The 22,961-nt window shown below is 64.0% G+C and carries 22 protein-coding genes and 2 tRNA genes; 19 read left to right on the forward strand and 5 right to left on the reverse strand.

What is annotated here, in order from left to right:
* Nucleotides 1-372 precede the first annotated feature (372 nt).
* The 3 genes from GGD62_RS25025 to GGD62_RS25035 all read left to right on the forward strand — a co-directional run bounded on the left by GGD62_RS25025 (nt 373) and on the right by GGD62_RS25035 (nt 2,074).
* Nucleotides 373-861, forward strand: coding sequence for a twin-arginine translocation pathway signal (locus tag GGD62_RS25025; RefSeq protein WP_018321247.1), 489 nt, complete (start codon nt 373-375; stop codon nt 859-861).
* Nucleotides 862-873: 12 nt separating this feature from the next.
* Complete coding sequence (locus GGD62_RS25030) at nt 874-1,536, forward strand: ferric reductase-like transmembrane domain-containing protein (RefSeq protein WP_183710730.1); 663 nt, start codon at nt 874-876, stop codon at nt 1,534-1,536.
* A 61-nt stretch (nt 1,537-1,597) separates the two neighbouring features.
* A complete protein-coding gene (locus tag GGD62_RS25035; RefSeq protein WP_018321249.1) occupies nt 1,598-2,074 on the forward strand; it encodes a cyclic nucleotide-binding domain-containing protein in 477 nt (158 codons plus the stop codon).
* An 846-nt stretch (nt 2,075-2,920) separates the two neighbouring features.
* Here GGD62_RS25035 and GGD62_RS25040 read toward each other — a convergent pair.
* The 3 genes from GGD62_RS25040 to GGD62_RS25050 form a co-directional block, all read right to left on the reverse strand.
* Nucleotides 2,921-3,388 carry a DUF4440 domain-containing protein gene (locus GGD62_RS25040; RefSeq protein ID WP_183710732.1) on the reverse strand — a complete coding sequence of 156 codons (468 nt, stop codon included), beginning with the start codon at nt 3,386-3,388 and terminating at the stop codon, nt 2,921-2,923.
* Nucleotides 3,389-4,187: 799 nt separating this feature from the next.
* Nucleotides 4,188-4,538 (reverse strand): RidA family protein, encoded by a 351-nt coding sequence (locus GGD62_RS25045; protein WP_183710734.1) that lies wholly within the window; start codon nt 4,536-4,538, stop codon nt 4,188-4,190.
* Between the two features lie 77 nt (nt 4,539-4,615).
* A tRNA-Thr gene (locus tag GGD62_RS25050) sits at nt 4,616-4,690 on the reverse strand.
* A 316-nt stretch (nt 4,691-5,006) separates the two neighbouring features.
* Here GGD62_RS25050 and GGD62_RS25055 point away from each other — a divergent pair.
* From GGD62_RS25055 to GGD62_RS25075, 5 genes are all read left to right on the forward strand, one after another.
* Nucleotides 5,007-5,195 (forward strand): hypothetical protein, encoded by a 189-nt coding sequence (locus GGD62_RS25055; protein ID WP_183710736.1) that lies wholly within the window; start codon nt 5,007-5,009, stop codon nt 5,193-5,195.
* Between the two features lie 19 nt (nt 5,196-5,214).
* Entirely contained in the window at nt 5,215-6,927 is a 1,713-nt protein-coding gene (locus GGD62_RS25060) for a cyclic nucleotide-binding domain-containing thioredoxin-disulfide reductase (protein ID WP_183710739.1), read from the forward strand.
* 127 nt (nt 6,928-7,054) lie between these two features.
* Nucleotides 7,055-7,363, forward strand: a complete 309-nt coding sequence (locus GGD62_RS25065) for an EthD family reductase (RefSeq protein WP_026202518.1) — start codon at nt 7,055-7,057, stop codon at nt 7,361-7,363.
* Nucleotides 7,364-7,669: 306 nt separating this feature from the next.
* Entirely contained in the window at nt 7,670-8,179 is a 510-nt protein-coding gene (locus GGD62_RS25070) for a hypothetical protein (RefSeq protein WP_179738358.1), read from the forward strand.
* Nucleotides 8,180-8,309: 130 nt separating this feature from the next.
* On the forward strand, nt 8,310-9,134 hold the full coding sequence (locus GGD62_RS25075) for an alpha/beta fold hydrolase (protein ID WP_183710741.1): 825 nt from the start codon (nt 8,310-8,312) through the stop codon (nt 9,132-9,134).
* A gap of 216 nt (nt 9,135-9,350) precedes the next feature.
* Here GGD62_RS25075 and GGD62_RS25080 read toward each other — a convergent pair whose 3' ends face one another.
* The gene (locus GGD62_RS25080) at nt 9,351-9,992 is read right to left on the reverse strand and encodes a TetR/AcrR family transcriptional regulator (protein WP_183710743.1); all 642 of its coding nucleotides are present in this window, start codon (nt 9,990-9,992) and stop codon (nt 9,351-9,353) included.
* 84 nt (nt 9,993-10,076) lie between these two features.
* Between GGD62_RS25080 and GGD62_RS25085 the strand changes: the two genes are divergently transcribed.
* The 10 genes from GGD62_RS25085 to GGD62_RS25130 all read left to right on the forward strand — a co-directional run bounded on the left by GGD62_RS25085 (nt 10,077) and on the right by GGD62_RS25130 (nt 16,880).
* A complete protein-coding gene (locus GGD62_RS25085; RefSeq protein WP_183235555.1) occupies nt 10,077-11,015 on the forward strand; it encodes an SDR family oxidoreductase in 939 nt (312 codons plus the stop codon).
* Between the two features lie 26 nt (nt 11,016-11,041).
* Nucleotides 11,042-11,701 carry an epimerase gene (locus GGD62_RS25090; RefSeq protein WP_026202519.1) on the forward strand — a complete coding sequence of 220 codons (660 nt, stop codon included), beginning with the start codon at nt 11,042-11,044 and terminating at the stop codon, nt 11,699-11,701.
* Between the two features lie 82 nt (nt 11,702-11,783).
* Nucleotides 11,784-12,233, forward strand: a complete 450-nt coding sequence (locus GGD62_RS25095; RefSeq protein ID WP_104463564.1) for a DUF2948 family protein — start codon at nt 11,784-11,786, stop codon at nt 12,231-12,233.
* 145 nt (nt 12,234-12,378) lie between these two features.
* Nucleotides 12,379-13,674, forward strand: coding sequence for a histidinol dehydrogenase (gene hisD, locus GGD62_RS25100; protein WP_183710744.1), 1,296 nt, complete (start codon nt 12,379-12,381; stop codon nt 13,672-13,674).
* Nucleotides 13,671-14,168 carry a UPF0262 family protein gene (locus GGD62_RS25105; RefSeq protein WP_018321266.1) on the forward strand — a complete coding sequence of 166 codons (498 nt, stop codon included), beginning with the start codon at nt 13,671-13,673 and terminating at the stop codon, nt 14,166-14,168. Before hisD ends, GGD62_RS25105 begins: the two co-directional genes overlap by 4 nt.
* Before the next feature lie 5 nt (nt 14,169-14,173).
* On the forward strand, nt 14,174-14,641 hold the full coding sequence (locus GGD62_RS25110) for a low molecular weight phosphatase family protein (protein WP_018321267.1): 468 nt from the start codon (nt 14,174-14,176) through the stop codon (nt 14,639-14,641).
* Nucleotides 14,642-14,794: 153 nt separating this feature from the next.
* Entirely contained in the window at nt 14,795-15,424 is a 630-nt protein-coding gene (locus tag GGD62_RS25115) for a Maf-like protein (protein ID WP_018321268.1), read from the forward strand.
* Nucleotides 15,425-15,569: 145 nt separating this feature from the next.
* Nucleotides 15,570-15,752 (forward strand): DNA gyrase inhibitor YacG, encoded by a 183-nt coding sequence (yacG, locus tag GGD62_RS25120; protein ID WP_183710796.1) that lies wholly within the window; start codon nt 15,570-15,572, stop codon nt 15,750-15,752.
* 175 nt (nt 15,753-15,927) lie between these two features.
* A tRNA-Phe gene (locus GGD62_RS25125) sits at nt 15,928-16,003 on the forward strand.
* Nucleotides 16,004-16,187: 184 nt separating this feature from the next.
* Nucleotides 16,188-16,880 carry a hypothetical protein gene (locus tag GGD62_RS25130; RefSeq protein WP_246800280.1) on the forward strand — a complete coding sequence of 231 codons (693 nt, stop codon included), beginning with the start codon at nt 16,188-16,190 and terminating at the stop codon, nt 16,878-16,880.
* Between the two features lie 109 nt (nt 16,881-16,989).
* Here the strand turns inward: GGD62_RS25130 and GGD62_RS25135 are convergent, their stop codons facing one another.
* A complete protein-coding gene (locus tag GGD62_RS25135) occupies nt 16,990-21,819 on the reverse strand; it encodes an NAD-glutamate dehydrogenase (protein ID WP_183710745.1) in 4,830 nt (1,609 codons plus the stop codon).
* A gap of 491 nt (nt 21,820-22,310) precedes the next feature.
* On the opposite strand from GGD62_RS25135, the gene GGD62_RS25140 reads away from it, so the two are divergent.
* Nucleotides 22,311-22,943, forward strand: coding sequence for a DUF1326 domain-containing protein (locus tag GGD62_RS25140; protein WP_092254084.1), 633 nt, complete (start codon nt 22,311-22,313; stop codon nt 22,941-22,943).
* Nucleotides 22,944-22,961: the final 18 nt, after the last annotated feature.

Genomic DNA, 22,961 nt, shown 5'->3' on the forward strand with positions numbered 1-22,961 from the left:
GCAGGAAGGGTAGAGCACTTGCGAACCCATCATCCTTCGCCGCCGAACGAGCCAGATGAGTTTCGCTCCGCTTGACCCATGCTACGAAGCTGTTCGAGCGGCCGCGCACCCGTTCACAACACTGTTATTGCGACCCGTTGCGCCCTGCGTCGTAACTGGGCGTTTCAGGCCTGTTGTTGTATTGTTGAAGCAGCCATTGCCCGTTAGTCGCGTGTCCCGGACGCGGTGCAGCGTGAAACGCTGCTCCGCAGAGCCGGAACCCATCAGGCTAGGCCCCGGCTCTGCAGCGCATCACTGCGTGCTGCACCGCGTCCGGGGCACGAGAAATCATCGTACGGCGCGCCGTCGCGCCGACCGCCCGGAGGAACTGACATGACCACGGTCGTATTCAACCGCCGCAACCTTCTCGCCGCCGGCGGCGCCGTTCTGGCAACCGGCGTGTCCGGCCTCCTGCTGCCGGCCCGTGCGGCAGGCCTCGCACCGACCGAAACGATGTCGGGTGGTGCGAACAACTACCGCAAGGGCGCGGCGATCGTGGATCGCATCGGCAAGGGTGGATTCTGGATGAGCGGCACCGTCCGCCGCGCCGGTGACGGCGCGCCGCTCGCCGGGCAGCGTATCCAGATCTGGGCGCACACGGTCGAAGGCCAGGAGCATGAGCCGCAGAGCCACGGCGCCACGCTCACCGACAAGGACGGCAAGTTCCGGCTCGAGATGCCGCAGATCATTCCGATCTTCGGCCAGCCGCATGGACACCTCGCCTATGACAGCGGCGAGTTCAAAACCGTCTTCCTGCGGCCGGTGATGCGGAGCGCCAAGGAAACCAGCCTCGAAGCGCATTTCGTCCTGCAGCCGGCCTGATCGGGCCAGCGAATGACGGGGTGGAGATTGGCCCGGGCGATCCTGATCTGGGTTGCCCTCGCCCTGGCCATCGGCGTTCCGATCGCAGCTGCTGCGACGAGCGAGCAGCTCGCATGGCGTGGACCGGTTTATATCCTCGCAGGATTCGCCGGGATTATCGCGCTCGGTCTCGTGCTGGTTCAGCCGCTGCTGATCGGCGGATATCTGGCGCCGCTGTCGGCCTATCGCGGGCGGCGTGCCCATCACTGGATCGGCGGCACGCTCGCCTTCGCGGTGGTGATCCACGTTGCCGGCCTCTGGATCACCAGCCCGCCCGACATGATCGACGCTCTCACCTTCTCATCGCCGACGCCTTTCTCCCCCTTCGGCGTGGTCGCCATGTGGGCCATCTTCATTGTTGCGCTGCTGGCGTCCCTGCGCCGGCGGTTGGAACTGCGACCGCGAACCTGGCGCATCATTCATATTCCGCTGGCGATCGTCATCGTCTTGGGCAGCGTGGTCCATTGCCTCCTGATCGAGGGCACGATGGAGACGATCTCGAAGGTCGTGCTGTGCATGTTGGTCCTTGCGGTGACGGTGAAAGTCATGATCGACCTGCAGGTCTGGCGAAAGCGACGGACGCTGCGCGGGGAGAGTGGCGCGCGGTCCGCGGCCGGGGGCCCCGGATTACTCTAACGCTCTATTCGGCTACGGCGCTCTGCTTGCCGCTGATGGCGACGGGGCGTATCCTTGCGCAATGGCTGTCAGTGCTCCCGATCTGGAAGCGTTCCTGCTCGCGACGCCGTTCTTCGGCGGTCTTCCGGAGCCAGGTCTCGACCTCCTGATGTCCATGCTGGTCGAGCGCAGCTTCGACGCCGGCGCAACCGTCGTGGCGGAAGGCGAGCCGGGGCGCTCGATGTTCATCGTCAAATCCGGCCGGCTCGCGGTGAGCAAGCGGGCGAATGCGGGCAGCGTCATCCCGATTTCGATACTGGAGCGCGGCGACTTCTTCGGTGAGATGACGCTGATCGAAATGCAAAACCGCTCGGCAACGGTGGTCGCGGAGGTGCCGACGGTGCTGTACGAGCTGACCGCCCAAAATCTCTACGCCTGCTACAAGGCCGACATCCACGCCTATGTGATCGTCCTGCAGAACATCAATCGCGAGCTATGCCGGCGGCTGCGCCGGGCGGATGAGCGGTTTGCCCGACGTGCGGCGGGTAACGACAATTGATGGTGCGTCGGATGGGTATGCCCTGATACGGTTACAGCAACGCCATCGCGTGCAGCGAGTTTCTATGAAAGCCGAAGGCAACGATGCCGGAGAGAAGCAACGCAATCCCGGTCACGATCAGGCAACACGCAAACACTATCGGAGCCCCTGGTTCATCATCCACGACAAAGACGATAATAGATAAAATTTTACCGACAATCGAAAGGAAGAATTAACCTTACCTGCGCAGCCAAACCGGCCGGAGCTCGGTATCAGCGCGCAGGATGGGCGGAGCGCAGCGATCGTGCCTTGGCCTGAACAAACGGCTGCGCGGGCGGATGAGCGGTTCGCGGCACTGCAGATGAATGGCCGAAAATTGATGGTGCGCAGGGGACAGAGCCGTTGCGAAACCATCATGTTTCGCCGCTGAGATCGGCCTCGACGGATCTTGGCAGTCACGACTTGTCGTGCGCGTACTTCTCCAAGACCAGCCGATTATACTCGTCCCTGACGGCTCTGCGGGAAATATGTCCCTTCCGGTCCTTGGCGATTTTCAAAAGATCAGGGTCGGTCGGTGCCTTCGATTTCCGCCGAAATCTCGCAAAGAGAGGGGTCGTCGGCTCCGACATCCTTACAAACAGGCGGTCGAACCATCCCATTGTGTCCTCCCGGACAGGCTGCGAGCCAAAGATTATCACCATGAAACGAGGGGTCAACGTGCAGTGCAACGGCATCTTATAAGCCGCCCGGTTCACCCCGAGCGGCCGCGCCCAATCGGACGCAGAGCCATCAGTTCTTGTGGCTCGCTTGATGAGATGCGAACCAACTGGCGCCATTGTTCCGAAGCATTCGGCAAATGAATTTGGTCTATGGCTGAGGCGCAGGAATTGGAAGGATGCTTGTTATCTTCCAACCGTCGCCCGTATTCACCAGCACTTGATTCATCAGGAACCGTGTCGGCTGCGCAGTCTGCCCAGGCGGTGAAATCATAAAGGTTATTGGCACATAGAGTTGCGCCACCCCCGTCTGCAATTCGATGACCTTCAGTTCGTCCATTTTCGGGTCGAGGGACCAAGTGCCTTGATACAGGGTCTCAAAGCGCTTGATGGCTGCGGCGTGACCCCAGACAGGGGCGCCACGCGTGATCCACAAGAACTGAGCTGAATCTTGCAAAAGCTCACCAACCTCCTTGAGGTCATGAGCGTTTTGTGCGGCAACAAATCTTGCGAAAAGAGCCTTCACCTCGTCCTCGCTGCCCGCGCGAACCGCGTCAGCCGAAGTCAGGAGCAGGAATGAAGCGAAGAGAGCCAGATGGCTTCGTGCGCGGAAGGTCATGATCGTCCTCCCTCGATGTCGCGGCGAAGAACCGCTCGCGGTTGTCAGTCGCAACAGAAAATTACCCCAACGATGGTCCAAATACCACGTGATTTAGGACGCCATGGCCGGTGGGTAGGAGTCCTGCATCGGGTCAAAACCCGATATTGACCGCAACGCTTCTGACCCGTCGGGCAAAACACCCCAAAGCCCGTCAACCCCTTCCCGTGAAAATATTCCACTTTACCGAAATTCGGAATTGCGGCATATTCCCGCCATCCTGGCCCGAGGAGAGGGGCGATCGTACGTCGCAACGAACGTGGGCCGGGGTGCGATGGACGCGGCTGCGTCGGGCACGGGAAGGCGGGACCAGGGCGGGTGAACCTCGTGAGGTCCTTCTCCGTGTGACGAACGAAGCAGTCGCGTACGGCTAAACCATGTGGTCCTGGCTGTCGTTGCTACAGCCAAGCTTTCGCGAAGATGCATCGGCCGACCGGACGCGGTGCATCGGTTTTCGCGAGGTGACGGAGGCCAGAAGGAATTCGGCTCCGGGGAGAGCAGGCATAGGCCGTCAACCCATCGCGCAGGGAAGGCCGGGTGTTTTCCGGCCCACCTGTTGTCCGCCTGCGCATTTGCGTGTGCAAATTCTTCGCGCAGCGGGTCATGGGTGCCAGCCGGCACCCGGTCTTCCCTGCGCCCTCTTCAAAGGAAGAGGGTCAAGGAAAACAGCAAAACTCGGACGCTTCGCGCCGCGAGAACGTTGCTTGATGTGTGAACACTGGAATGACCGAGGGATCTCGCCTCGCCCGTGTCGCTCCAGTCAGCGGCGGGCGGCGATCGCCGTCAGCTCCAGCTTGATGCCCGGGCCGAGATCCGCAACGCCAACGGCCGCACGCGCCGGCAGATGGTCCGCGGGGAAATAGCGCTTCCACACCTGGTTGAACGCCGCCTTGTCGGCGAGATCAGCCACAAAGATCGTCACCTGCAGAACGCGGGAGAGATCGGAGCCGGCCCCCTCGAGCAGGGTCTTCATCTGGCGCAGCACATCGTCGGCCTGGCCCGTCATATCGAGCCCCGCATCCTCGGGGACGATGCCGCCGAGATAAAGCACGCCATTATGCTCGACGAGCTCGTGGAGCAGTCCTTCATAGGGCAGGGAACGTGTGATCACGATCGCATCCGTGGGTGTTGCGGGCTCGCTGGCCAGGCGCAAGGCTTGTTCAACAGGGCTCGCTGCAATGGGGAAAATGGTGCTGCCAGACAGGATTGAACTGTCGACCTCTCCATTACCAATGGAGTGCTCTACCACTGAGCTACGGCAGCATGTGCTGGTGAAGAATCGGGCGCCCGAGGGGCGCTACCAAGCGGGCCGATATCTGCCACAAGCCCCCCTCCTGTGCAAGCTTGCTAGGCCCGTCAAACCGAGAAAATCGGGCCGATATCGCGGCCAAAATGCCCATTTTGACGCAAAATCACCGACTTCCCGCCGAATCGGGCCCCGATATCCCCCGCCAACTGGCCAGTTGCCCCAGGCCTCGGATTCGATCCATTTCGCGTTTCGCACGAATGGATCGCGCTCGCCACTTGAGCTGTCGCCATTCGGTGGCATCCTGCCGCCGATCGATGTGATGGACCCGTGATGGCTAACGAGACCGACAAGAGCACGAACCAGGCGAGGACGTCTCGGGATGACCGCCTGAAATCGGCGCTGCGCGAAAACCTGAAGCGGCGGAAGCTGCAGGCGCGCGAACGCGCCGCAAGCACGGACCCCTCGCAGAATGACGATGGTTCCCTAAATGAGGGGGCCGCCGGGAAAGCCGGCACTTAAGAATTTGGAATGAGTGAGAATGACGATGGGGCAGAACGGACAGCAACCAACCGGTGGCGAGGCGCTGATGTCGCGCTTTACCCGCCCCGAGCAGACCTTTCCGACGCTGACGCCGGCCGAGATCGAGCGGATCAGGCATTTCGGCGAGGTCCGCAGCTACGCGGACGGTGAGTTCCTGTTCGAGACCGGCAAGCCCGGGCCCGGCATGTTCGTCGTGCTGAAGGGCCATGTCGCCATCACCCAGCGCGATGGCCTCGGCCACGTCACCCCTGTCATCGACCAGGGGCCGGGGCAATTTCTGGCCGAGCTCAGCCAGCTCTCGGGCCAGCCGGCGCTGGTCGACGGCCGCGCCGAGGGTGATGTCGAGACGCTGCTGTTGCCGCCGGACCGGCTGCGCGCGCTGCTGGTCGCCGAGGCTGATCTCGGCGAGCGCATCATGCGTGCGCTGATCCTGCGCCGGGTCAATCTGATCCAGGGCGGCATCGGCGGCCCCGTGCTGATCGGGCCGTCGAACTCCGCCGGCGTGGTGCGGTTGCAGGGCTTTCTCACTCGCAACGGTCAGCCGCATCATCTGCTCGATCCCGATCGTGATTCCGACGCGGCCGAATTGATCGCGCGCTATTCGCCCAAACCCGAAGACTGGCCGCTGGTCGTCGCCGCAAGCGGTGCGGTGCTGCGCAACCCCAGCGAAACCGAGCTTGCCCGCGCCATCGGCATGATCGGCGGCGCCAAGGACGGCCGCATCTACGACGTCGCGGTCGTCGGCTGCGGACCGGCCGGGCTTGCCACCGCAGTGTATGCGGCGTCCGAAGGGTTGTCCGTCGCGGTGCTCGACATCCGCGCCTTCGGCGGCCAGGCCGGTGCCAGCGCGCGCATCGAAAATTATCTGGGCTTTCCGACCGGCATCTCGGGCCAGGCCCTGACAGCGCGCGCCTTCACCCAGGCGCAGAAGTTCGGCGCCGACATCATGATTCCCGTGACGGTGAAGTCGCTCGACTGCACGCGCAAGGACGGCGCATTCGCGGTGGCGCTCGACGGCTGCGATCCCTTGCGCTCGCGCGCGGTGGTGGTCGCGAGCGGCGCGCGCTATCGCCGGCCGGAGATCGCAAACCTCGACAAGTTCGAGGGACGCGGCGTCTGGTACTGGGCCTCACCGGTCGAGGCGCGGCTCTGCGCCGGCGAGGAGGTGGCGCTGGTCGGCGCCGGCAATTCGGCAGGCCAGGCGGCCGTGTTCCTGTCGGGGCACGCCAAGAAAGTCTTGATGATCATCCGCGGCGGTGGCTTAGGGGCCAGCATGTCGCGCTATCTCATCGAGCGCATCGAAGCGACGCCGAACATCGAATTGATGTTCAACACCGAGATCACCGCGCTCGAGGGCGACGAGGCCGCGCTGCTGCGGCGCATCCGCTGGAAGAGCCGGCTGTCCGATGACGAGGATTCTGCTGACATCCGCAATCTGTTTCTGTTCGTCGGCGCCGATCCCGCCACCGCCTGGCTCGACGGCTGCGGCGTGACGCTCGATCGCGGCGGCTTCGTCGTCACGGGCGCGCAGTCCGAGCAGAACCAGGGCAAGCTGGTGGCGCCGCTGGAGACCTCCGTGCCCGGCGTCTATGCCGTCGGTGACGTCCGCTCCGGCTCGGTCAAGCGCGTCGGCGGCGCGATCGGCGAGGGCGCCCAGGTGGTGGCCTCCCTGCACGGCTATCTCGGCGACGCCGCAAAACCGGCGCTTTAGTCAAGGACAAGACAAGCGAATGGCAAGTCGAATGAGGCTTGCCATCGTGCCGCGTCCTGCGGACTATCGCGGCACCCGCGAGGCGTATCGCCCGCGGAACGAACAAGAGATCAATCGGGAGGACTAAATGGCTGAAGTCGTCGTGCTCTATAAGACACCCAAGGATGCTGCTGCCTTCGACAAGTACTACGCCGAGACGCACATTCCGCTCGCCAAGAAACTTCCCGGCCTGAAGAAATACGCCGTCAGCAAGGGACCGGTCGCATCTCCCGCAGGTCCTTCCGGAATCCATCTCGTTGCCATTCTCACCTTCGACAGCGTGGGCGACATCCAGGCAGCCTTCGGCAGTCCGGAAGGCAAGGCCACCGGCGCCGACGTGCCGAAATTCGCCAGCGGCGGTGCCGATTTGCTGATCTTCGACACCAAGGAAGTGTGAGACTCGATTCGACTTTCGTTGAAGATCTCGTAGCCCGGATGGAGCGAAGCGTAATCCGGGACCTGCTTTCCTGTGGCACGATTCCCGGATTACGCTGCGCTCCATCCGGGCTACAAAATTCGCGCTACGAACCACAAACTGCCGTCGTTTGTGACAGCGGTGCAAAAAATTCAGCCATGCGTTTGTCGATTCGCACGATGACGCATGGCTTCGCACATGCATGTGACGACAACGCATGTGGCAATCCCATGAGGGTCGTAATACTACTCTCCTGAATCTTGACGCCAGACGAGTAGGAGAGATGTCATGGTCCTCGGCTTGAGCTTGCCCGCCCTCACGTTGGTCCATGTCGTCATCAGCCTGATCGCCATCGCCGCCGGCCTCGTCGTGATGTTCGGCCTGCTCGGGTCGAAGTCGATGCCGGGCCTCACCGCGATCTTCCTGTTGTTCACGATCCTGACCAGCGCCACCGGCTTCCTGTTTCCGTTCGAGAAGCTGCTGCCCTCGCACATCATCGGCATCATCTCGCTGGTGCTGCTCGCCATCGCCTGCATCGCGCTGTACGGCATGAAGCTCGCCGGCGTCTGGCGTCCGGTCTATGTCGTGACCGCGATGATCTCGCTCTACTTCAACGTTTTCGTGCTGGTCATCCAGTCGTTCCTCAAGGTCCCGGCCCTTGCCGCGCTCGCTCCGGCCGTGGCGCCGGCGCCGCCGTCGGGTCCCGTGTTCGCGGCGGTGCAGGGCATCGTGCTGGTGTTCTTCATCGTGCTCACCATCGGAGCCTGGCGCCGCTTCAAGCCGATGGCGTTTGCCTGATCACACGATTCTCAACATTCCCTGTTGATGCCCGGCATCGCATTCGCGGTCTCGCGCGACTATCTGCGTATCACCGGCGCGTGCTTGCGCACGTGCAGCGTCGCTGATCCTCACCGAAAGAGAGCAATCCATGCCCACCATCACCACCAAAGACGGCGTCGAGATCTTCTACAAGGATTGGGGAAGTGGCCAGCCGATCGTGTTCAGCCATGGTTGGCCGTTGTCGGCGGACGACTGGGACGCGCAGATGATTTTTTTCGTCAACAACGGTTATCGCGTCATCGCCCATGACCGCCGCGGCCATGGCCGCTCGTCGCAGGTTTCCGACGGCCACGACATGGATCACTATGCCGGCGATCTCGCGGCCGTCACCGCGCATCTCGACCTCAAGAACGCCATCCATGTCGGCCATTCCACCGGCGGCGGCGAAGTCGTGCACTACATCGCGCGCCATGGCGAGAGCCGGGTGGCGAAGGCTGCGATCCTGTCCGCGGTGCCGCCGCTGATGGTGCAGACCGCGGCCAATCCCGGCGGCCTGCCCAAGAGCGTGTTCGACGATCTCCAGAAGCAGCTCGCGGCCAGCCGCACGCAATTCTATCGCGACCTCCCCGCCGGCCCGTTCTACGGCTACAACCGTCCCGGCGCAAAACCCTCGGAAGCGGTGATCCAGAACTGGTGGCGCCAGGGCATGATGGGCGGCGCCAAGGCCCACTACGACGGCATCGTCGCGTTCTCGCAGACCGACTTCACCGAGGATCTCAAGAAGATCAACGTGCCCGTGCTGGTGATGCACGGCGACGATGACCAGATCGTGCCCTATGCCGATTCTGCGCCGCTGTCGGCCAAGCTGCTCAAGAAGGGCATCCTGAAGACCTACAAGGGTTTCCCGCACGGCATGCCGACCACGCACGCCGAAACCATCAACGCGGACCTGCTGGCGTTTTTCAGGGAGTGAGCAGGATGACTCCTACCCCCTCTCCTTGCGGAGACGGGTGAGGGGTCTCTCTTCGCAAGTCCGAAATCGTAGGGTGGGCAAAGGCGCAATTGCGCCGTGCCCACCACCCGCCATCGATTACGAAGAAGACGTGGGCACGCTTCCGCCTTCGCTCTACGAGCTACGGCGGACAAGTCGCTTTGCCCATGCTACGATACTGAAGGGTGAACGCATCACTCACTTCAGGATCGCCCTGATCGCATCGAAGGTGCGCTTGACGAAAGCCTCCGGCTTCTCCCGCGCGCCTTCGCCGATCCAGCTCTCGCCGCCGACGCGCATCGCGCCGGTGGCGATCATGGCGACGAGCCGCGCCTGCAGCCGGTCGGATTTGGTTCGCCCGCGCTGGGCAAGGCCCTCGGCCAGCGCGCGCTCGAGCTTCTCGTATTTGAGCTGATCGCGCGCCTGCAGTGCCGGATTGTCGCGCTTGAGTCGCGACATCGCAGCTGCTTCCGCCGGATCGAGCCGCTTGACCGCCGCCGCGATCGCATTCTCCGCCGCAGTCAGCATGGATTCGTCCGCGGGCCGTGCGACGACCTCGGCGACCAGCGCGCTGGCGGCATTCTCCTGCCAGGCGGCCACCACGTCCTCCTTGGACGCGAAATAGTGGAAGAAGCTCCGGCGCGACACGTCCGCCGCCGCCGCGATATCGTCGATGGTCGTGGCCTCGAAGCCGCGCTCCAGGAACAGCGCCATCGCCGCCCGGGTCAACCGCTCGCGGGTCTGTTGCCGCTTGCGCTGGCGCAGGCCGGGCGCGGCCGGGGATTTTCCGTCCCCGGACAATGACTTGACGCGTTTCCGGACCACCTTCGAAGCCTTCAAATTGGTTCACCTCTTGCAAAATTGCACTAAGTGCACATTTAGACCGGTCGCGGGCTTCGTTCCAGCCCCGAACGGAGACATGGCATGACCGACTGGACCACGGCAGACATCCCCTCTCTCGCCGGCAAGACGGCCGTCGTGACGGGGGCGACGGGTGGCCTCGGTTACGAGACGGCGATGGCGCTGGCAGGCGCCGGTGCCATTGTCATACTCACCGGACGCAACGACGCAAAGGGCCTGCGGGCGATCGAAGGCATCTGCGAGCGGTTTCCCAATGCGCTGATCGCCTTTGAGCCTCTCGATCTCGCCAGCCTCGCCTCCGTCGCCGATTTCGCCAGGCGCTTTGCCGCCGGCAACGAGCAGCTCGACCTCCTCGTCAACAATGCCGGCGTGATGGCGCTGCCGAAGCGGCAGCAGACCGAGGATGGTTTCGAGATGCAGCTCGGCACCAATTATCTCGGTCACTACGCGTTGACGGCGCAACTGTTGCCGCAGCTTCGCCGCGCGAAGGCGCCTCGTGTCGTCAATCTCTCGAGCCTTGCGCACCGCTCCGGCGCGATCAATTTCGACGATCTGCAGAGCAAGCATTCCTATCGTCCGTGGCGCGCCTATTGCCAGTCCAAGCTGGCGATGCTGATGTTTTCGCTCGAATTGCAACGTCGCAGCGACGCGGCCGGCTGGGGTGTGAGCAGCATTGCCGCGCATCCCGGCTTTGCGCGCACCGACCTCATTGCGAACGGGCCGGGCGCCAACACGTTCCAGTGGCGGATCGGCCGGCTGCTCCAGCCGCTGTTCAGCCAGTCCGCCGCCGAGGGCGCGCTGCCGACGCTGCTCGCCGCGACTTCGCCCACGGCAGAGCCTGGCGGCTATTACGGCCCGAACGGATTCTACGAAATGAAGGGGGCGCCAGCGCCAGCGCGGATCATGCCACACGCGAAGGATTTCGCCACCGCTGCCATGCTGTGGGATGTCTCGGCGACGTTGACCGGTGTATCCTTCGACGAGATCGCGGCCGCGGCATGAGCCGCGAGCCCGCCAGGAACATCCCGATGCAAGTCATCATCTTCGGTGCGACCGGCATGGTCGGGCAGGGCGTTCTGCGCGAATGCCTGGTCGACACCGGCATCGACCGCGTGCTCGTGGTCGGCCGCAGCCCAACCGGCGTGCGCAACGCCAAGCTCACCGAGATCATCCACGACAATTTTCTGGACTATTCGACGATCGAGGCCCAGCTCACCGGCTTCGATGCCTGCTTTTTCTGCCTCGGCGTGTCCTCGATCGGCATGAGCGAAGATCGCTACCGCCATCTCACCTATGACCTCACGCTTGCGGCTGCGACGACGCTGGCGCGCCTCAATCCGCAGATGGTCTTCACCTACGTCACCGGCGCCGGCACCGATTCCACCGAGCAGGGCTCGCGGATGTGGGCACGGATCAAGGGCAAGACCGAGAACGATCTCTTGAAGCTGCCGTTCCGGGCCGCCTACATGTTCCGGCCCGGCGCGATCCAGCCGCTGCACGGCGCCCGTTCCAAGACCGCCTGGGTGCAGGCGGTCTATACCGCAACTTGGCCGCTCTGGTCGGTGCTGCGCCGGCTCTCGCCGCGGCTCGTCACCTCGACCGAGCAGATCGGCCGCGCCATGATCCGCGTCGCCCGGGAGGGGTATCCGCGGAAGGTGCTCGAGATGGAGGATATCAATAGCCTCTAGCCTGCCGGCCCGTTAGTTTGAGCGGAAATTTCGGGGCCTGTGCGCGTTGAACCCTGTCCAGTTCGAAGGAGAAGCGTCGGCGATGTCGCCCCAGCTCAAACTGATCGCCCTCGACGCCGACGATCTCGCCGTGATCTCGACCCATGTCCAGGACGCCCGTGTCCAGGCCTCCGACATCATCTGGCGGCAGAGCGAGAAGCGGCTTGTGGTCGGGATGAGCCGGCTGGACTGGGAGCAGACGCTGGAGGGCGAGGCCGAGCCGCGCCGGCTGGTCGCCGCGCTCCGCTTCGACCGCGTGCTCGCCTGCAAGTCGCGCAATATCGAGCTCGCCGCTCCCGACAAGGTCCTGGACCTCGTCGGCATCGAATTTCATCCCCGGGACGGGCGCGACGAGGAGCCCGGCGGCAGCGCCCTGCTCTTGTTCGCCGAGGGCGGTGCCATCCGGCTCGACGTCGAATGCCTGGAATGTGAGCTGACCGACCTCGGCGCCGATACGCTGGGAACGGGGTTGGAGATCGAAGGGGAGGGATGAGGTGACCTGTATACCAGCCGCGCCGGCTCAGGCCTGCGCCAGAACGGCGGCTTGCGAGGGTTGACGCCGCTTCCCCGCCGCGCCATTGAGCAGGGGACCTGGTGCGCCAATCCGTCCCAAAGACCAGCCAGAAGCCAAGCCAGATATGCCCGTTCGCCTCGACCGCAGCAGCGCCGATTTTGACCAGCGATTCGCGGCCTTCCTCGCCGCCAAACGCGAGGTCTCGGCCGACGTCGAAGCCGCCGCGCGCGCCATTGTCGACGACGTGGCAAAGCGGGGCGATGCCGCGCTGCTCGAGGCCACCGCAAAGTTCGACCGCTTGACGCTGGATGCGGCCTCCTTGCGCGTCTCGGCCGCCGAAATCGAGGCCGCGAACAAGGCGTGCGATGCCGCGACACTGGATGCGCTCAAGCTCGCGCGGGACCGCATCGAAATCTATCACCGCCGGCAGTTGCCGAAGGACGAGCGCTTCACCGACCCGCTCGGCGTCGAGCTCGGCTGGCGCTATACCGCGATCGAATCCGCCGGCCTCTACGTGCCCGGCGGCACCGCGGCCTATCCGTCCTCGGTGCTGATGAACGCGGTGCCTGCAAAAGTCGCCGGCGTCTCGCGCCTGGTGATGGTGGTGCCGTCGCCGGACGGCAAGCTCAATCCGCTGGTGCTGGCGGCGGCCTCGCTGGGCGGCGTCACCGAGATCTACCGCGTCGGCGGCGCGCAGGCCGTGGCGGCGCTGGCGCACGGCACCGCGACGATCGCGCCGGTCGCAAAGATCGTCGGCCCCGGCAATGCCTATGTCGCCGCCGCCAAGCGGCTGGTGTTCGGCAAGGTCGGCATCGACATGATCGCCGGCCCCTCCGAGGTGCTGGTGATCGCCGACGACACCGGCAATGCCGACTGGATCGCCGCCGATCTCCTGGCGCAGGCCGAGCACGATGCCAGCGCGCAGTCGATCCTGATCACCGATTCGGCGCGCCTTGCCGCCGACGTCGAAAAGGCGGTCGAGGCGCAGTTGAAGACGCTGCCGCGCGCCGCGATCGCCGGCGCGTCCTGGGCCGATTTCGGCGCCATCATCATGGTGAAGAACTTAAGCGACAGTATTCCGCTCGCGGACGCGATTGCCGCGGAGCATCTCGAGATCATGACCGCGGATCCCGAGGCGCTCGCTGCGAAGATCCGCAATGCCGGCGCGGTGTTCCTCGGGCCCCACACGCCGGAGGCGATCGGCGACTATGTCGGCGGCTCCAATCATGTGCTGCCGACGGCGCGCTCGGCGCGATTCTCCTCAGGGCTGTCGGTGCACGACTTCATGAAGCGCACCTCGATCCTGAAGTGCGGCCCGGATCAGCTGCGCGCGCTCGGACCTGCCGCGATGACGCTCGGACAAGCGGAGGGGCTGGACGCCCATTCGCGTTCGATTGGATTGCGTCTCAATCTGTCATGACAGTGCTGCCCGAACAGGACGACTCGACCAATCGCATCGTCGGCGTCACGCTCGACGAGGAATCGATCGGCCGTTCCGGGCCTGATATCGAGCATGAGCGCGCGATCGCGATCTACGATCTGATCGAGCAGAACCTGTTCGCGCCCGATGGCGCCGACGGGAAGGGCCCGTTCACGCTGCATATCGGCATCACCGGCAACCGCCTGATGTTCGACATCCGCCGTGACGACGGCACGCCTGTCGTCGCGCATCTGTTGTCGCTGACGCCGTTCCGGCGGATCGTGAAGGACTATTTCATGATCTGCGACAGCTACTACCAGGCGATCCGCACCGCGACCCCCGACAAGATCGAGGCCATCGACATGGGTCGGCGCGGCATCCATGACGAGGGATCGCGTACGCTGCAGGAGCGGCTGAAGGGCAAGGTGCGGGTCGACTTCGAGACCTCGCGCCGGCTGTTCACGCTCATTACTGTCCTTCATTGGAAGGGGTAAGCGCGATGGCGGGTCCGCCACGCGCACGCGATCCGCAATCGGTGCTGTTCGCCTGCGCGATGAACAGCGTGCGCTCGCCGATGGCCGAGAGCCTGTTGCAGCATATGTTTCCGCAGGGCCTCTACGTGAAATCGGCCGGCGCGAGGCGCGGCGAGCTCGATCCGTTCGCGGTGTCCGTGATGGCCGAGCTCGGCCAGGACATCTCCGCCCACAAGCCGCAGACCTTCGAGGAGCTGGAGGATTGGGAGGGGCTGAATTTCGATCTCATCATCACGCTCTCGCCCGAGGCGCACCACAAGGCGCTGGAGCTGACGCGGACGCTGGCGGCCGACGTCGAATATTGGCCGACGCAGGATCCCACCACCATCGAGGGCAGCCGCGACCAGAAGCTGGCAGCCTATCGCGACGTCTGCGACCAGCTGTTGATGCGCATCCGCCGGCGTTTTGCCAAGGTGGGCGCGGCGAGCGGGTAGCATTCGGCACCCGTAACACCGCCGTCACACACCGTGGGCACATGCTGTCGGAAGCCTCGAATCACCAAAGCTCGGGTTCCCGGGTTGTGAAATCAGCCCCCTTCCGATAGGTTCCGCGCGCAATTCACCCCCTGCTCATCCCCCAAATCACTGATGCTTGGCCGCCCCAAATTCGTACTTGCCTCCGGTTCGCCGCGGCGCCTGTCGCTGCTCAACCAGGCCGGCATCGAGCCGGACGCGCTCCGGCCGGCCGACGTCGACGAGACGCCGAAGCGGGGCGAGCTGCCGCGCGCCTGTGCCAATCGCCTCGCAAGGGCCAAGGCGGACGCGGCGCTCAAATCGGTGCAGCTGGATGACGAGCTGCGCGGCGCCTTCATCCTCTCCGCCGACACGGTGGTGGCGGTCGGCCGCCGCATCCTGCCCAAGGCGAATCTCGTGGACGAGGCGGCGCAGTGCCTGCGGCTGCTGTCGGGCCGCAACCACCGCGTCTACACCGCGATCACCCTGGTGACGCCGCGCGAGGCGTTCCGCCAGCGGCTGGTCGAGACCCGCGTCCGCTTCAAGCGCCTCTCGGAAGACGACATCCAGGCCTATATCGGCTCCGGCGAATGGCGCGGCAAAGCCGGCGGCTACGCCGTGCAGGGCATCGCCGGCTCCTTCGTGGTGAAGATGGTGGGGTCCTACAGCAACGTCGTCGGCCTGCCGCTCTACGAGACCACCACGCTGCTCGGCGGCGAGGGCTTTCCGATCCGCTTCGGCTGGCTCAACGCCACCGCGGTGTGAGCCGGCCAGCCGCGGCCCAACAGAATCGCGAAAACAACGCCATGCACAGTAGAATAGCCTGACGGGGCGCACGCGCCGCCGGTACGAGGAACCTGTTTGCCGACAGGCTCTTGAACCCCTTCACCCCGTGCAAGCCGCCGACATCATGGACGACCACGTCAAAAAGCCCGCCAGCCCGCTCAAAACCTGCCCGATCTGCGGCAAGCCGCAGTCCGAGACCACCCGTCCGTTCTGCTCCTCGCGATGCCGCGACGTCGACCTGAACCGCTGGCTGAAAGGCTCCTACGTCATCCCCGGCCGCGACGACGACGTGAATGACGTAGAATAAGTAAATAATTTCATGGGCTTATTTGGCCGGTCGACGCGCCGCGCGCCAGCGGCGGCAGCTTGTGCACAGCCGGGCCGCGCCCGGCGAAGCCTCTTGGCGAAGCCGGGTGGACAGGCCGCTTCCGGCCCACTATAAACCGCCCGCTCGATGGGCTTTGGCCCCTCTCTTGGAGCACGCCCAGGTAGCTCAGTTGGTAGAGCATGCGACTGAAAATCGCAGTGTCGGTGGTTCGATTCCGCCCCTGGGCACCATTTCTACGCTTTTCCACGCTGGAGCACGATCTTGTACGATTGCGCCTCGCCAGATGATCGGCGCGAAGCGCGCTCGCGTATTTCTCTTCCTAGGGCTCGCTAAGTCTATGTACGTCAAATCCAGCGTTCAGAACCACGCTTCCGCACGCCCTTCCACGCCGGCCTCCGCGATCGACACTATCTGTTGACCGTCGACCAGCTCGAAACGGCATCCTACCGGCGCCTTCAAAGCAGCGACGCGTGGAAGAGGCATTTGGAAAACCGCGGCTCGCGGCGGTGTCTGGAATCAAGGCATCTAAGTCGTTCGGCAGGCTTGGCCGACCGCCTAGGCTCCCGCCACAAAGGCCGCGCGATCCTGCGCGGCTTCCGCAGGAGCCCGATAATGAAGCAACTCAAGGATATTGCCATCGAAGCTCATGGAGGCCTCGATCGGTGGCGGCAGTTCGAGCAGGTGTCGGCGGATCTCGTGCAGGGCGGCGTCCTGTCCTTGAAGGGACAGGCTGTCACCCTCGAGCGGACCAAGGTCACCGCGGGTCTGAAGAGGGAGTGGGCGTCACACGCTCCGTTCGGCGCTGACAATCGGCGCTCGCGCTTTGAGCCGAGCCGGGTGGCTCTGGAAGCTGACGACGGAACGGTGCTCGAAGAGCTGCTTGAACCGCGGGCGAGCTTTGCCGGCCATGAGTTGCAAACGCCGTGGACGGAACTGCAACTCGCCTACTTCGCCGGCTGCGCCATGTGGACCTATCTGAACATGCCGTTCCTGCTCGCCTGGCCGAGAGTTGAGACCGAGGAACTGGAGCCCTGGCCGACCGATAGCGGCGACTGGCGCCGCCTTGCGGTGCGATTTCCGGCAGAGATCGCGACCCTGGACGAGTGAGGGAGGGGACAGACGCGTGATCTTCAGCAGCAGGCAATCGAGGCCCATGGCGGCCTCGTTGGCGTCGACATCACAGACTATCGCTTCGAGTGAGGTCGGCCGTCGGGACTCAGGCCTGGACGAGGTCTCCCAGCAAATTGGCTGCCACCGTCAGCTTGGCGAGCGTCAAGCCGCTGGCCGCGATCTCCTCGACCAAGCGGCGAACGCGCATCGCCTCAGGATGAGCCGCAAGCCAGTCGCCGGTGGCCTGCTGGCCGGATTCCCCGTTTGCCAGCATGTTGGCGACCAGTGCTCTTTCCGCGGCCGCGATCTGGCCAACGGCGCGATCGATGGCGAGACGTTCGTAATTATCGTTGGCCGGCACGCTGCGCGCGGCGGCGATGATCCGATCGAGTCTGAATTCGGCCTCGGCGGCGAAGAAGGTCGTGGCGGCGTCACCGATGGCCCGGTTGGTGCGCTCCGCGACGGTGACGATATCCGGTGCGGAGAGGAGCGCATCGAGATCGGCGAGTTCTGCGGCAAGGCCCGCCGGGACACCGGCATCGATCAGATCCTGCCGCCGCCTGGTGCGCCCAGCCTGCGAATCCTGCGGCAGGGTCTTGTCGAGCCCGGCGGCGATCTCTTGGATTCCGGGGCCGAAGCGTGCGATCACGGCGTCCAGACCGGCCTTGAAATCAGCATTGCGCACATACCAGACCATGCGTGAGAGCAGGAGATCCTGGATCGCTGCGTAGAGGCCGAGTTGCAATTGCCCGTCGATGCGGGTGTCGAGTGCATCGATCCCGGCATTGAGCCGCTTGAGGCCGTAGGATTCGTCCACCGCCACGAAGGCCATGACGATGGTGGCGATATCGGCGTCGGTCTCGTCGGTCAGGCGCACGACACAGGCCGGGCCGCCCCGGTTGATCACGGCATTGGCGAGACTGGTGGCGATGATCTCCCGCCGGAGCCGATGCAATTGTACCGCTGTCGGGAATTGCTCCTGCACCTGGCGCGGAAAATATTGGGATAGTTCGCGGGCGAGATAGGGATCGTCGGGTACGCCAGTTGCAAGCAGGTCGTCGTACAGCGTCAGCTTGGCGTAAGCGAGCAACACGGCAAGCTCGGGCCGCGTCAGGAGCTGGCTGCGTCTCGTACGCTCAGTGATCGCCGCATCGTCGGGCAAGAACTCCACGGCGCGGCTGAGCAGGCCGCGCTGCTCTAGCGACTGCATCAGTCGGGTGAGGAAGCTGATCTCGGCCACCCCTTTCCGTTCGGCCAGCGAAAGCGCCAGCGTCTGAAGATAATTGTTGCGCAGCACCAGCGCGCCGACCTCCTCGGTCATCGCGGCGAGCAGGCTGTTGCGGTCGCCTGGACTGAGGCGCCCCTCGCGCTCGGGGCGCGCCAGCGCGATCTTGATATTGACCTCGACGTCGGACGTGTTCACGCCGGCCGAATTGTCGATGGCGTCGGTGTTGAGCTTCACGCCCTTCTGTGCCGCCTCGATACGGCCGCGCTGGGTGACGCCGAGATTGGCGCCTTCGCCGATCACCCGGGCGCGGACATCGGCGCCTGTGATGCGGATCGGATCGTTGGCGCGATCGCCGGCCTGATCATCGCTTTCCGAGGACGAGCGGATATACGTGCCGATGCCGCCAAACCACAGGAGGTCCACGCGGGCCTTGAGGATCGCTGTCATCACCTCGAAAGGCGTGGCCTGCGGCTTGTCGAGATCAAGCAGTGTGCGCACTTCCGGCGCAAGCGGGATCGCCTTGAGCGAGCGCGAGAACACGCCGCCGCCTTGCGAGATCAGGGACTTGTCGTAGTCCTGCCAGCTCGATCGCGACAGGCTGAACAGGCGCTTGCGTTCGGCGAGGCTGACCGCCGGATCAGGCGAGGGATCGATGAAGATGTCGCGGTGATCGAACGCCGCGACGAGCTTCGTCGCCGGCGATAGCAGCATGCCGTTGCCGAAGACATCGCCCGACATATCGCCTACGCCGGCAACCGTGAACGGCTTGGTCTGGATGTCGGCGCCAAGCTCGCGGAAGTGACGCTTGACCGCCTCCCAGGCGCCTCGCGCCGTGATCCCCATCTTCTTGTGGTCATAGCCCTGACTGCCGCCGGAGGCGAAGGCATCGGCGAGCCAATGGTGCTTCTCGGCCGAGATCGCATTAGCGATGTCGGAGAAGGTGGCGGTGCCCTTGTCGGCGGCGACGACCAGGTAGGGGTCGTCGCCGTCATGCCGCACAGTCGAGTCGGGCGGCACGATGGTGTCGCCGTCGAGATTGTCGGTGAGTTCGAGCAGCGTGCGAACGAAGATACGATAGGCTTCGGTGCCTTCCGCCATGAAGTGGTCGCGACCCGAGGGTGACGGCAGGCGCTTGGGCACGAAGCCGCCCTTCGCGCCAACCGGCACGATCACGGCATTCTTCACCTGTTGTGCCTTCACGAGGCCCAGGATCTCGGTACGGAAATCCTGCGGCCGGTCGGACCAGCGCAGACCGCCGCGCGCGACCTTGCCAAAGCGCAGATGAATGCCTTCGACGCGGGGCGAGTAGACGAAAATCTCGTACAGTGGTCGCGGTGCCGGCAGGGCCTCGATCTTGCGGGCGTCGAACTTGAAGGAGATCACCGGATGCGGATGTCCATCCTGACCGACCTGCCACAAATTGGTGCGGATGGTTGCCTGCACGAGATTGGTGAAGCGGCGTAGGATGCGATCTTCATCGAGCGAGGCGACGGATTTGAGCTGCTCCTCGATCTCGGCGACGAGAGCCATCTCGCGCGCCGAGCGCTCCGCAATCGTGAGTCCAAGGCGCGGATCGAGGCGGCCCTGGAACAGGGCGACGACGTTGGCGGTAATCGCGGCGTTCCTGCGCAGGGTCTCCCACATATAGTCCTGGGTGAACGGAGCGCGGATCTGATGGAGGTAGCGCGACAGCGCGCGGATCGTCGATACTTCCCGCCAACTCAGGGCTGTGCGCAGGATCAGTGCGTTGAACCCGTCGGATTCGGCGCGATCGCGGACCACCGCCATGATCGAGGCTTCCAGACGGTGGTTGAATTCACGGCTGATTGCGATCGGCTTGCCGTCGCTGGTCTCGATTGTCATATCGTGCAGCCATACCGGCGCCTGCCTGGTGCGCGGCACGATCTGATAGGTGCGTTCGTTGACCACGTTCAAGCCGTGATTTTCAATCACCGGCACGCGATAGGATAGCGACAGCGGTGCGGCATCCGAGAAGACCTTCAGGCCGAATCGTCTGGGATCGTCGTCCCCCGCGAGGCGGTAAACCGAAATCGTCACCGGTCGGGCTGAGGTGAGCTTTTCGATGGTGGTGATGTCGGCGATCGCCTGTTCGGCGCTGAATATCTCGGTGTAGCCGCCGGAAAAGGCCTGGGCATAGCGGCTTGCGAGCATGCGCGCCCGCATGCCGTCGGCAGACGCTGCGAGCGCGACCTTCAACTTGTCGGCCCAGGTCTCGGCAATGGCGCTGATCCCGGCTTCGAGTGTCTCGCGCTCGACGACCGGGGTCTTACCTTCATATCGCCCGATGATGTAGTGGACGCGCGCCAGTGATCCTTCGGGGAAGGACACGTAGGAGGCCGACAGGGTCCCCTTGTAGACCTGCGAGAGGAAGGCGCCGACGCGCGTGCGCACGTCGGTATCGTATTTGTCGCGCGGAATGAAGCAGAGGATGGAGACGAAGCGATCGAACTTGTCCACGCGTGCCAGCGCCCGGACCCGGGGGCGCTCATAGAGGATCAGGATCTCCATGACGAAATTGTAGAGCGTGTCGACGTCGATCTGGAACAGATCGTCGCGCGGATAATCTTCGAGAATATGCGTCAGCGCCTTGCCCGAATGGCTGTTCGGGTCGAAGCCGGCGCGCTGTAGCACCTGCGCCACCTTGTGGCGGGCGTAAGGGATTTGCTTGACCGATCGGGTATAGGCGCCGGACGTGAACAGACCGACGAGGCGCAATTCTCCTTCGAGCCGGCCGTCGGGGCTATAGAGCTTGATGCCCACATAATCCATCCGGATGCGGCGATGAACGCGGCTGGACACGTTGGCCTTGATCACGATGAGAAGGCTCGGCTCCCGCATGAACTCGCGAATTTCCGACGTCATCACCACCATTTCGCGACCGCGGCGCAGGACCTTCACCTCGGGATCGCGCAGGATGCCGAGGCCCTCGCCGGTCGTGATGTCATCCGACGCATCGCCGTCGGGGGAGAAGCGATATTCGCGCACGCCCAGGAAGGTGAAATTGTCCAGGCATAGCCAATGCAGGAACTGGCTGGCTTCGGCGATCTCGTCGATCGGCAGCGGCGGCGGATTGGTGGAGAAGATCTTGATCGCCTCCTCGATGCGGGCGCGCATGGGCTTCCAGTCGGTGACGCAGGCACGCGCGTCGTTCAACGTCATGGTCAACCCATCGACCAGCTTTTGGCGGTCGGCGTCGACGTCCATGCGGGCGATGTGGAGATGGATGAGGCTTTCGCGCGTGCCCCTTGCTCCCGCCGGCAGGGTTTCGCCATGGAAGCGCATCAGCTTGCCTTGCTCGTCGCGCTCCACGGCGATGATCGGATGGGCGACCAGGGCGACCTCGATGCCCTGCTCGGCTAGCTCGGCCAAAGTGGAGTCGAACAGGAAGGGCATGTTGTCGTTGAGAATTTCGAGCACGGAGATCTCGCGGCCATCCGGCATCGTCGGATTGACGATGCGGATATCGGCGTGCCCCGCCGTGCGCCGCTGTACATGTTCCCAGGCCTGCTCGGCCAGGAAGGCCAGCGAAGCGGCGTCGTGGTTGGCGAGATCCTCGCTATTGGTGTGGCCGAACAGGAGTTCGGCAAAAGTCCGGGGCGCGTTGCCTAGCTGCACGTTGGCCGCAGCATTGCGAATCAGGGTCGACCGGGCCTTGTCGTCACGCCACGCTTCCATAACGTCCTCCATCTCTCGCATCGTCCGACCGCAACCGCGATCATCAGTTTGCTTCTGGAGTTCATCGCTTCGAGCGCCGTTATCTTGACCGAGATCCGGCGCCGCGAAATCTGCCCTCGGCCCCTGATCTTACCACTCCGGCGGCCAAGGCGCGCGGAACCGCGGCAAAAAGGCCTACGACACGGCCGGGTCGCAGATGCCACGAGAAATCATAAGTGTATTCAATGGCATACGAGTTCTAAGTTTTGTTCGGAGTGGCGCACCATCCCCTCTCAGTTTCGGACGACCCCTAGCTTCGCCGCATGCGTTCGCTGTACGCGTAGGGCCACAGCTGATATGCTTTTCGCCATTGGGTGAACGGCAGCTCGCCAGCCGACTTTTTTGCGAGGCCGGCCTTCTGATCGGATTTCGATCCCGCTCGCGGCTCTACGTTTCGCTTCGACATAACGCTGAACAAATTCGTCAACGGCTGCCGCGTCCCCGCTCACATTGGGAGATGTGCCATGGCTGCATCGGACTGGCGTCTCGAAGGCGAATGGATGAAGAACTGCACCTGCGCGTTTGGCTGCCCCTGCGATTTCAACGCACGGCCGACCCAAGGCTATTGCAAGGGAATGGTCGCCATGCGGATCGCCAAGGGACATTTCGAAGGGACCAGGCTCGATGGTCTCTGCTTTGCCATCACGGTCGATTTCCCTGGGCCGCTTCATGAGGGCAACGGGACAATCCAGCCCATCATCGACGAACGCGCCACGGCGGAGCAGCGTCAGGCGTTGTTCGATATCTTTTCCGGCAAGCATTCGGCCGAAGGTACGCTTTTTCAGATCGTTAGCATGATCGTGACCAAGATCCACGATCCGGTGTTTGCGCCGTTCGAGTTTTCCTTCGACAAGGAAGGACGCGTCGCAAAACTCGTCGCCAGGGGCGTGCTCGAGACTGATGTCGAGCCGATCAAGAATCCGGTGACCGGTGATCCGCACCGCATCCAGGTGGTCATGCCCGAGGGGTTCGAACATCGGGCGGCCGAGGTCGCATCCGCCAACATCCGCTCGACCGGCGCGATCCCGTTCGAGACCCGCGGTACGCATAGCTCGCTCGCCAATGTCGTGCAGACGCCCGAGGGCGTAGCGGCATGATGCGGCGCTGACATCGAG

Origin of the sequence: Bradyrhizobium sp. ERR14 (assembly GCF_014198235.1) — a bacterium.
Taxonomy (GTDB): Bacteria; Pseudomonadota; Alphaproteobacteria; order Rhizobiales; family Xanthobacteraceae; genus Bradyrhizobium.

What these genes read in the sequence shown, in the direction of transcription:
- GGD62_RS25085 (WP_183235555.1), top strand. Translation starts at nt 10,077, where the DNA reads ATGACCGACTGGACCACGGCAGACATCCCCTCTCTCGCCGGCAAGACG.
- GGD62_RS25140 (WP_092254084.1), top strand. Translation starts at nt 22,311, where the DNA reads ATGGCTGCATCGGACTGGCGTCTCGAAGGCGAATGGATGAAGAACTGC.
- GGD62_RS25030 (WP_183710730.1), top strand. Translation starts at nt 874, where the DNA reads ATGACGGGGTGGAGATTGGCCCGGGCGATCCTGATCTGGGTTGCCCTC.
- GGD62_RS25070 (WP_179738358.1), top strand. Translation starts at nt 7,670, where the DNA reads ATGGTCCTCGGCTTGAGCTTGCCCGCCCTCACGTTGGTCCATGTCGTC.
- GGD62_RS25115 (WP_018321268.1), top strand. Translation starts at nt 14,795, where the DNA reads ATGCTTGGCCGCCCCAAATTCGTACTTGCCTCCGGTTCGCCGCGGCGC.
- GGD62_RS25095 (WP_104463564.1), top strand. Translation starts at nt 11,784, where the DNA reads ATGTCGCCCCAGCTCAAACTGATCGCCCTCGACGCCGACGATCTCGCC.
- GGD62_RS25060 (WP_183710739.1), top strand. Translation starts at nt 5,215, where the DNA reads ATGACGATGGGGCAGAACGGACAGCAACCAACCGGTGGCGAGGCGCTG.
- yacG (WP_183710796.1), top strand. Translation starts at nt 15,570, where the DNA reads ATGGACGACCACGTCAAAAAGCCCGCCAGCCCGCTCAAAACCTGCCCG.
- GGD62_RS25025 (WP_018321247.1), top strand. Translation starts at nt 373, where the DNA reads ATGACCACGGTCGTATTCAACCGCCGCAACCTTCTCGCCGCCGGCGGC.
- GGD62_RS25075 (WP_183710741.1), top strand. Translation starts at nt 8,310, where the DNA reads ATGCCCACCATCACCACCAAAGACGGCGTCGAGATCTTCTACAAGGAT.
- GGD62_RS25065 (WP_026202518.1), top strand. Translation starts at nt 7,055, where the DNA reads ATGGCTGAAGTCGTCGTGCTCTATAAGACACCCAAGGATGCTGCTGCC.
- GGD62_RS25035 (WP_018321249.1), top strand. Translation starts at nt 1,598, where the DNA reads ATGGCTGTCAGTGCTCCCGATCTGGAAGCGTTCCTGCTCGCGACGCCG.
- GGD62_RS25110 (WP_018321267.1), top strand. Translation starts at nt 14,174, where the DNA reads ATGGCGGGTCCGCCACGCGCACGCGATCCGCAATCGGTGCTGTTCGCC.
- GGD62_RS25105 (WP_018321266.1), top strand. Translation starts at nt 13,671, where the DNA reads ATGACAGTGCTGCCCGAACAGGACGACTCGACCAATCGCATCGTCGGC.
- hisD (WP_183710744.1), top strand. Translation starts at nt 12,379, where the DNA reads ATGCCCGTTCGCCTCGACCGCAGCAGCGCCGATTTTGACCAGCGATTC.
- GGD62_RS25090 (WP_026202519.1), top strand. Translation starts at nt 11,042, where the DNA reads ATGCAAGTCATCATCTTCGGTGCGACCGGCATGGTCGGGCAGGGCGTT.
- GGD62_RS25135 (WP_183710745.1), bottom strand. Translation starts at nt 21,819, where the DNA reads ATGGAGGACGTTATGGAAGCGTGGCGTGACGACAAGGCCCGGTCGACC.
- GGD62_RS25055 (WP_183710736.1), top strand. Translation starts at nt 5,007, where the DNA reads ATGGCTAACGAGACCGACAAGAGCACGAACCAGGCGAGGACGTCTCGG.
- GGD62_RS25040 (WP_183710732.1), bottom strand. Translation starts at nt 3,388, where the DNA reads ATGACCTTCCGCGCACGAAGCCATCTGGCTCTCTTCGCTTCATTCCTG.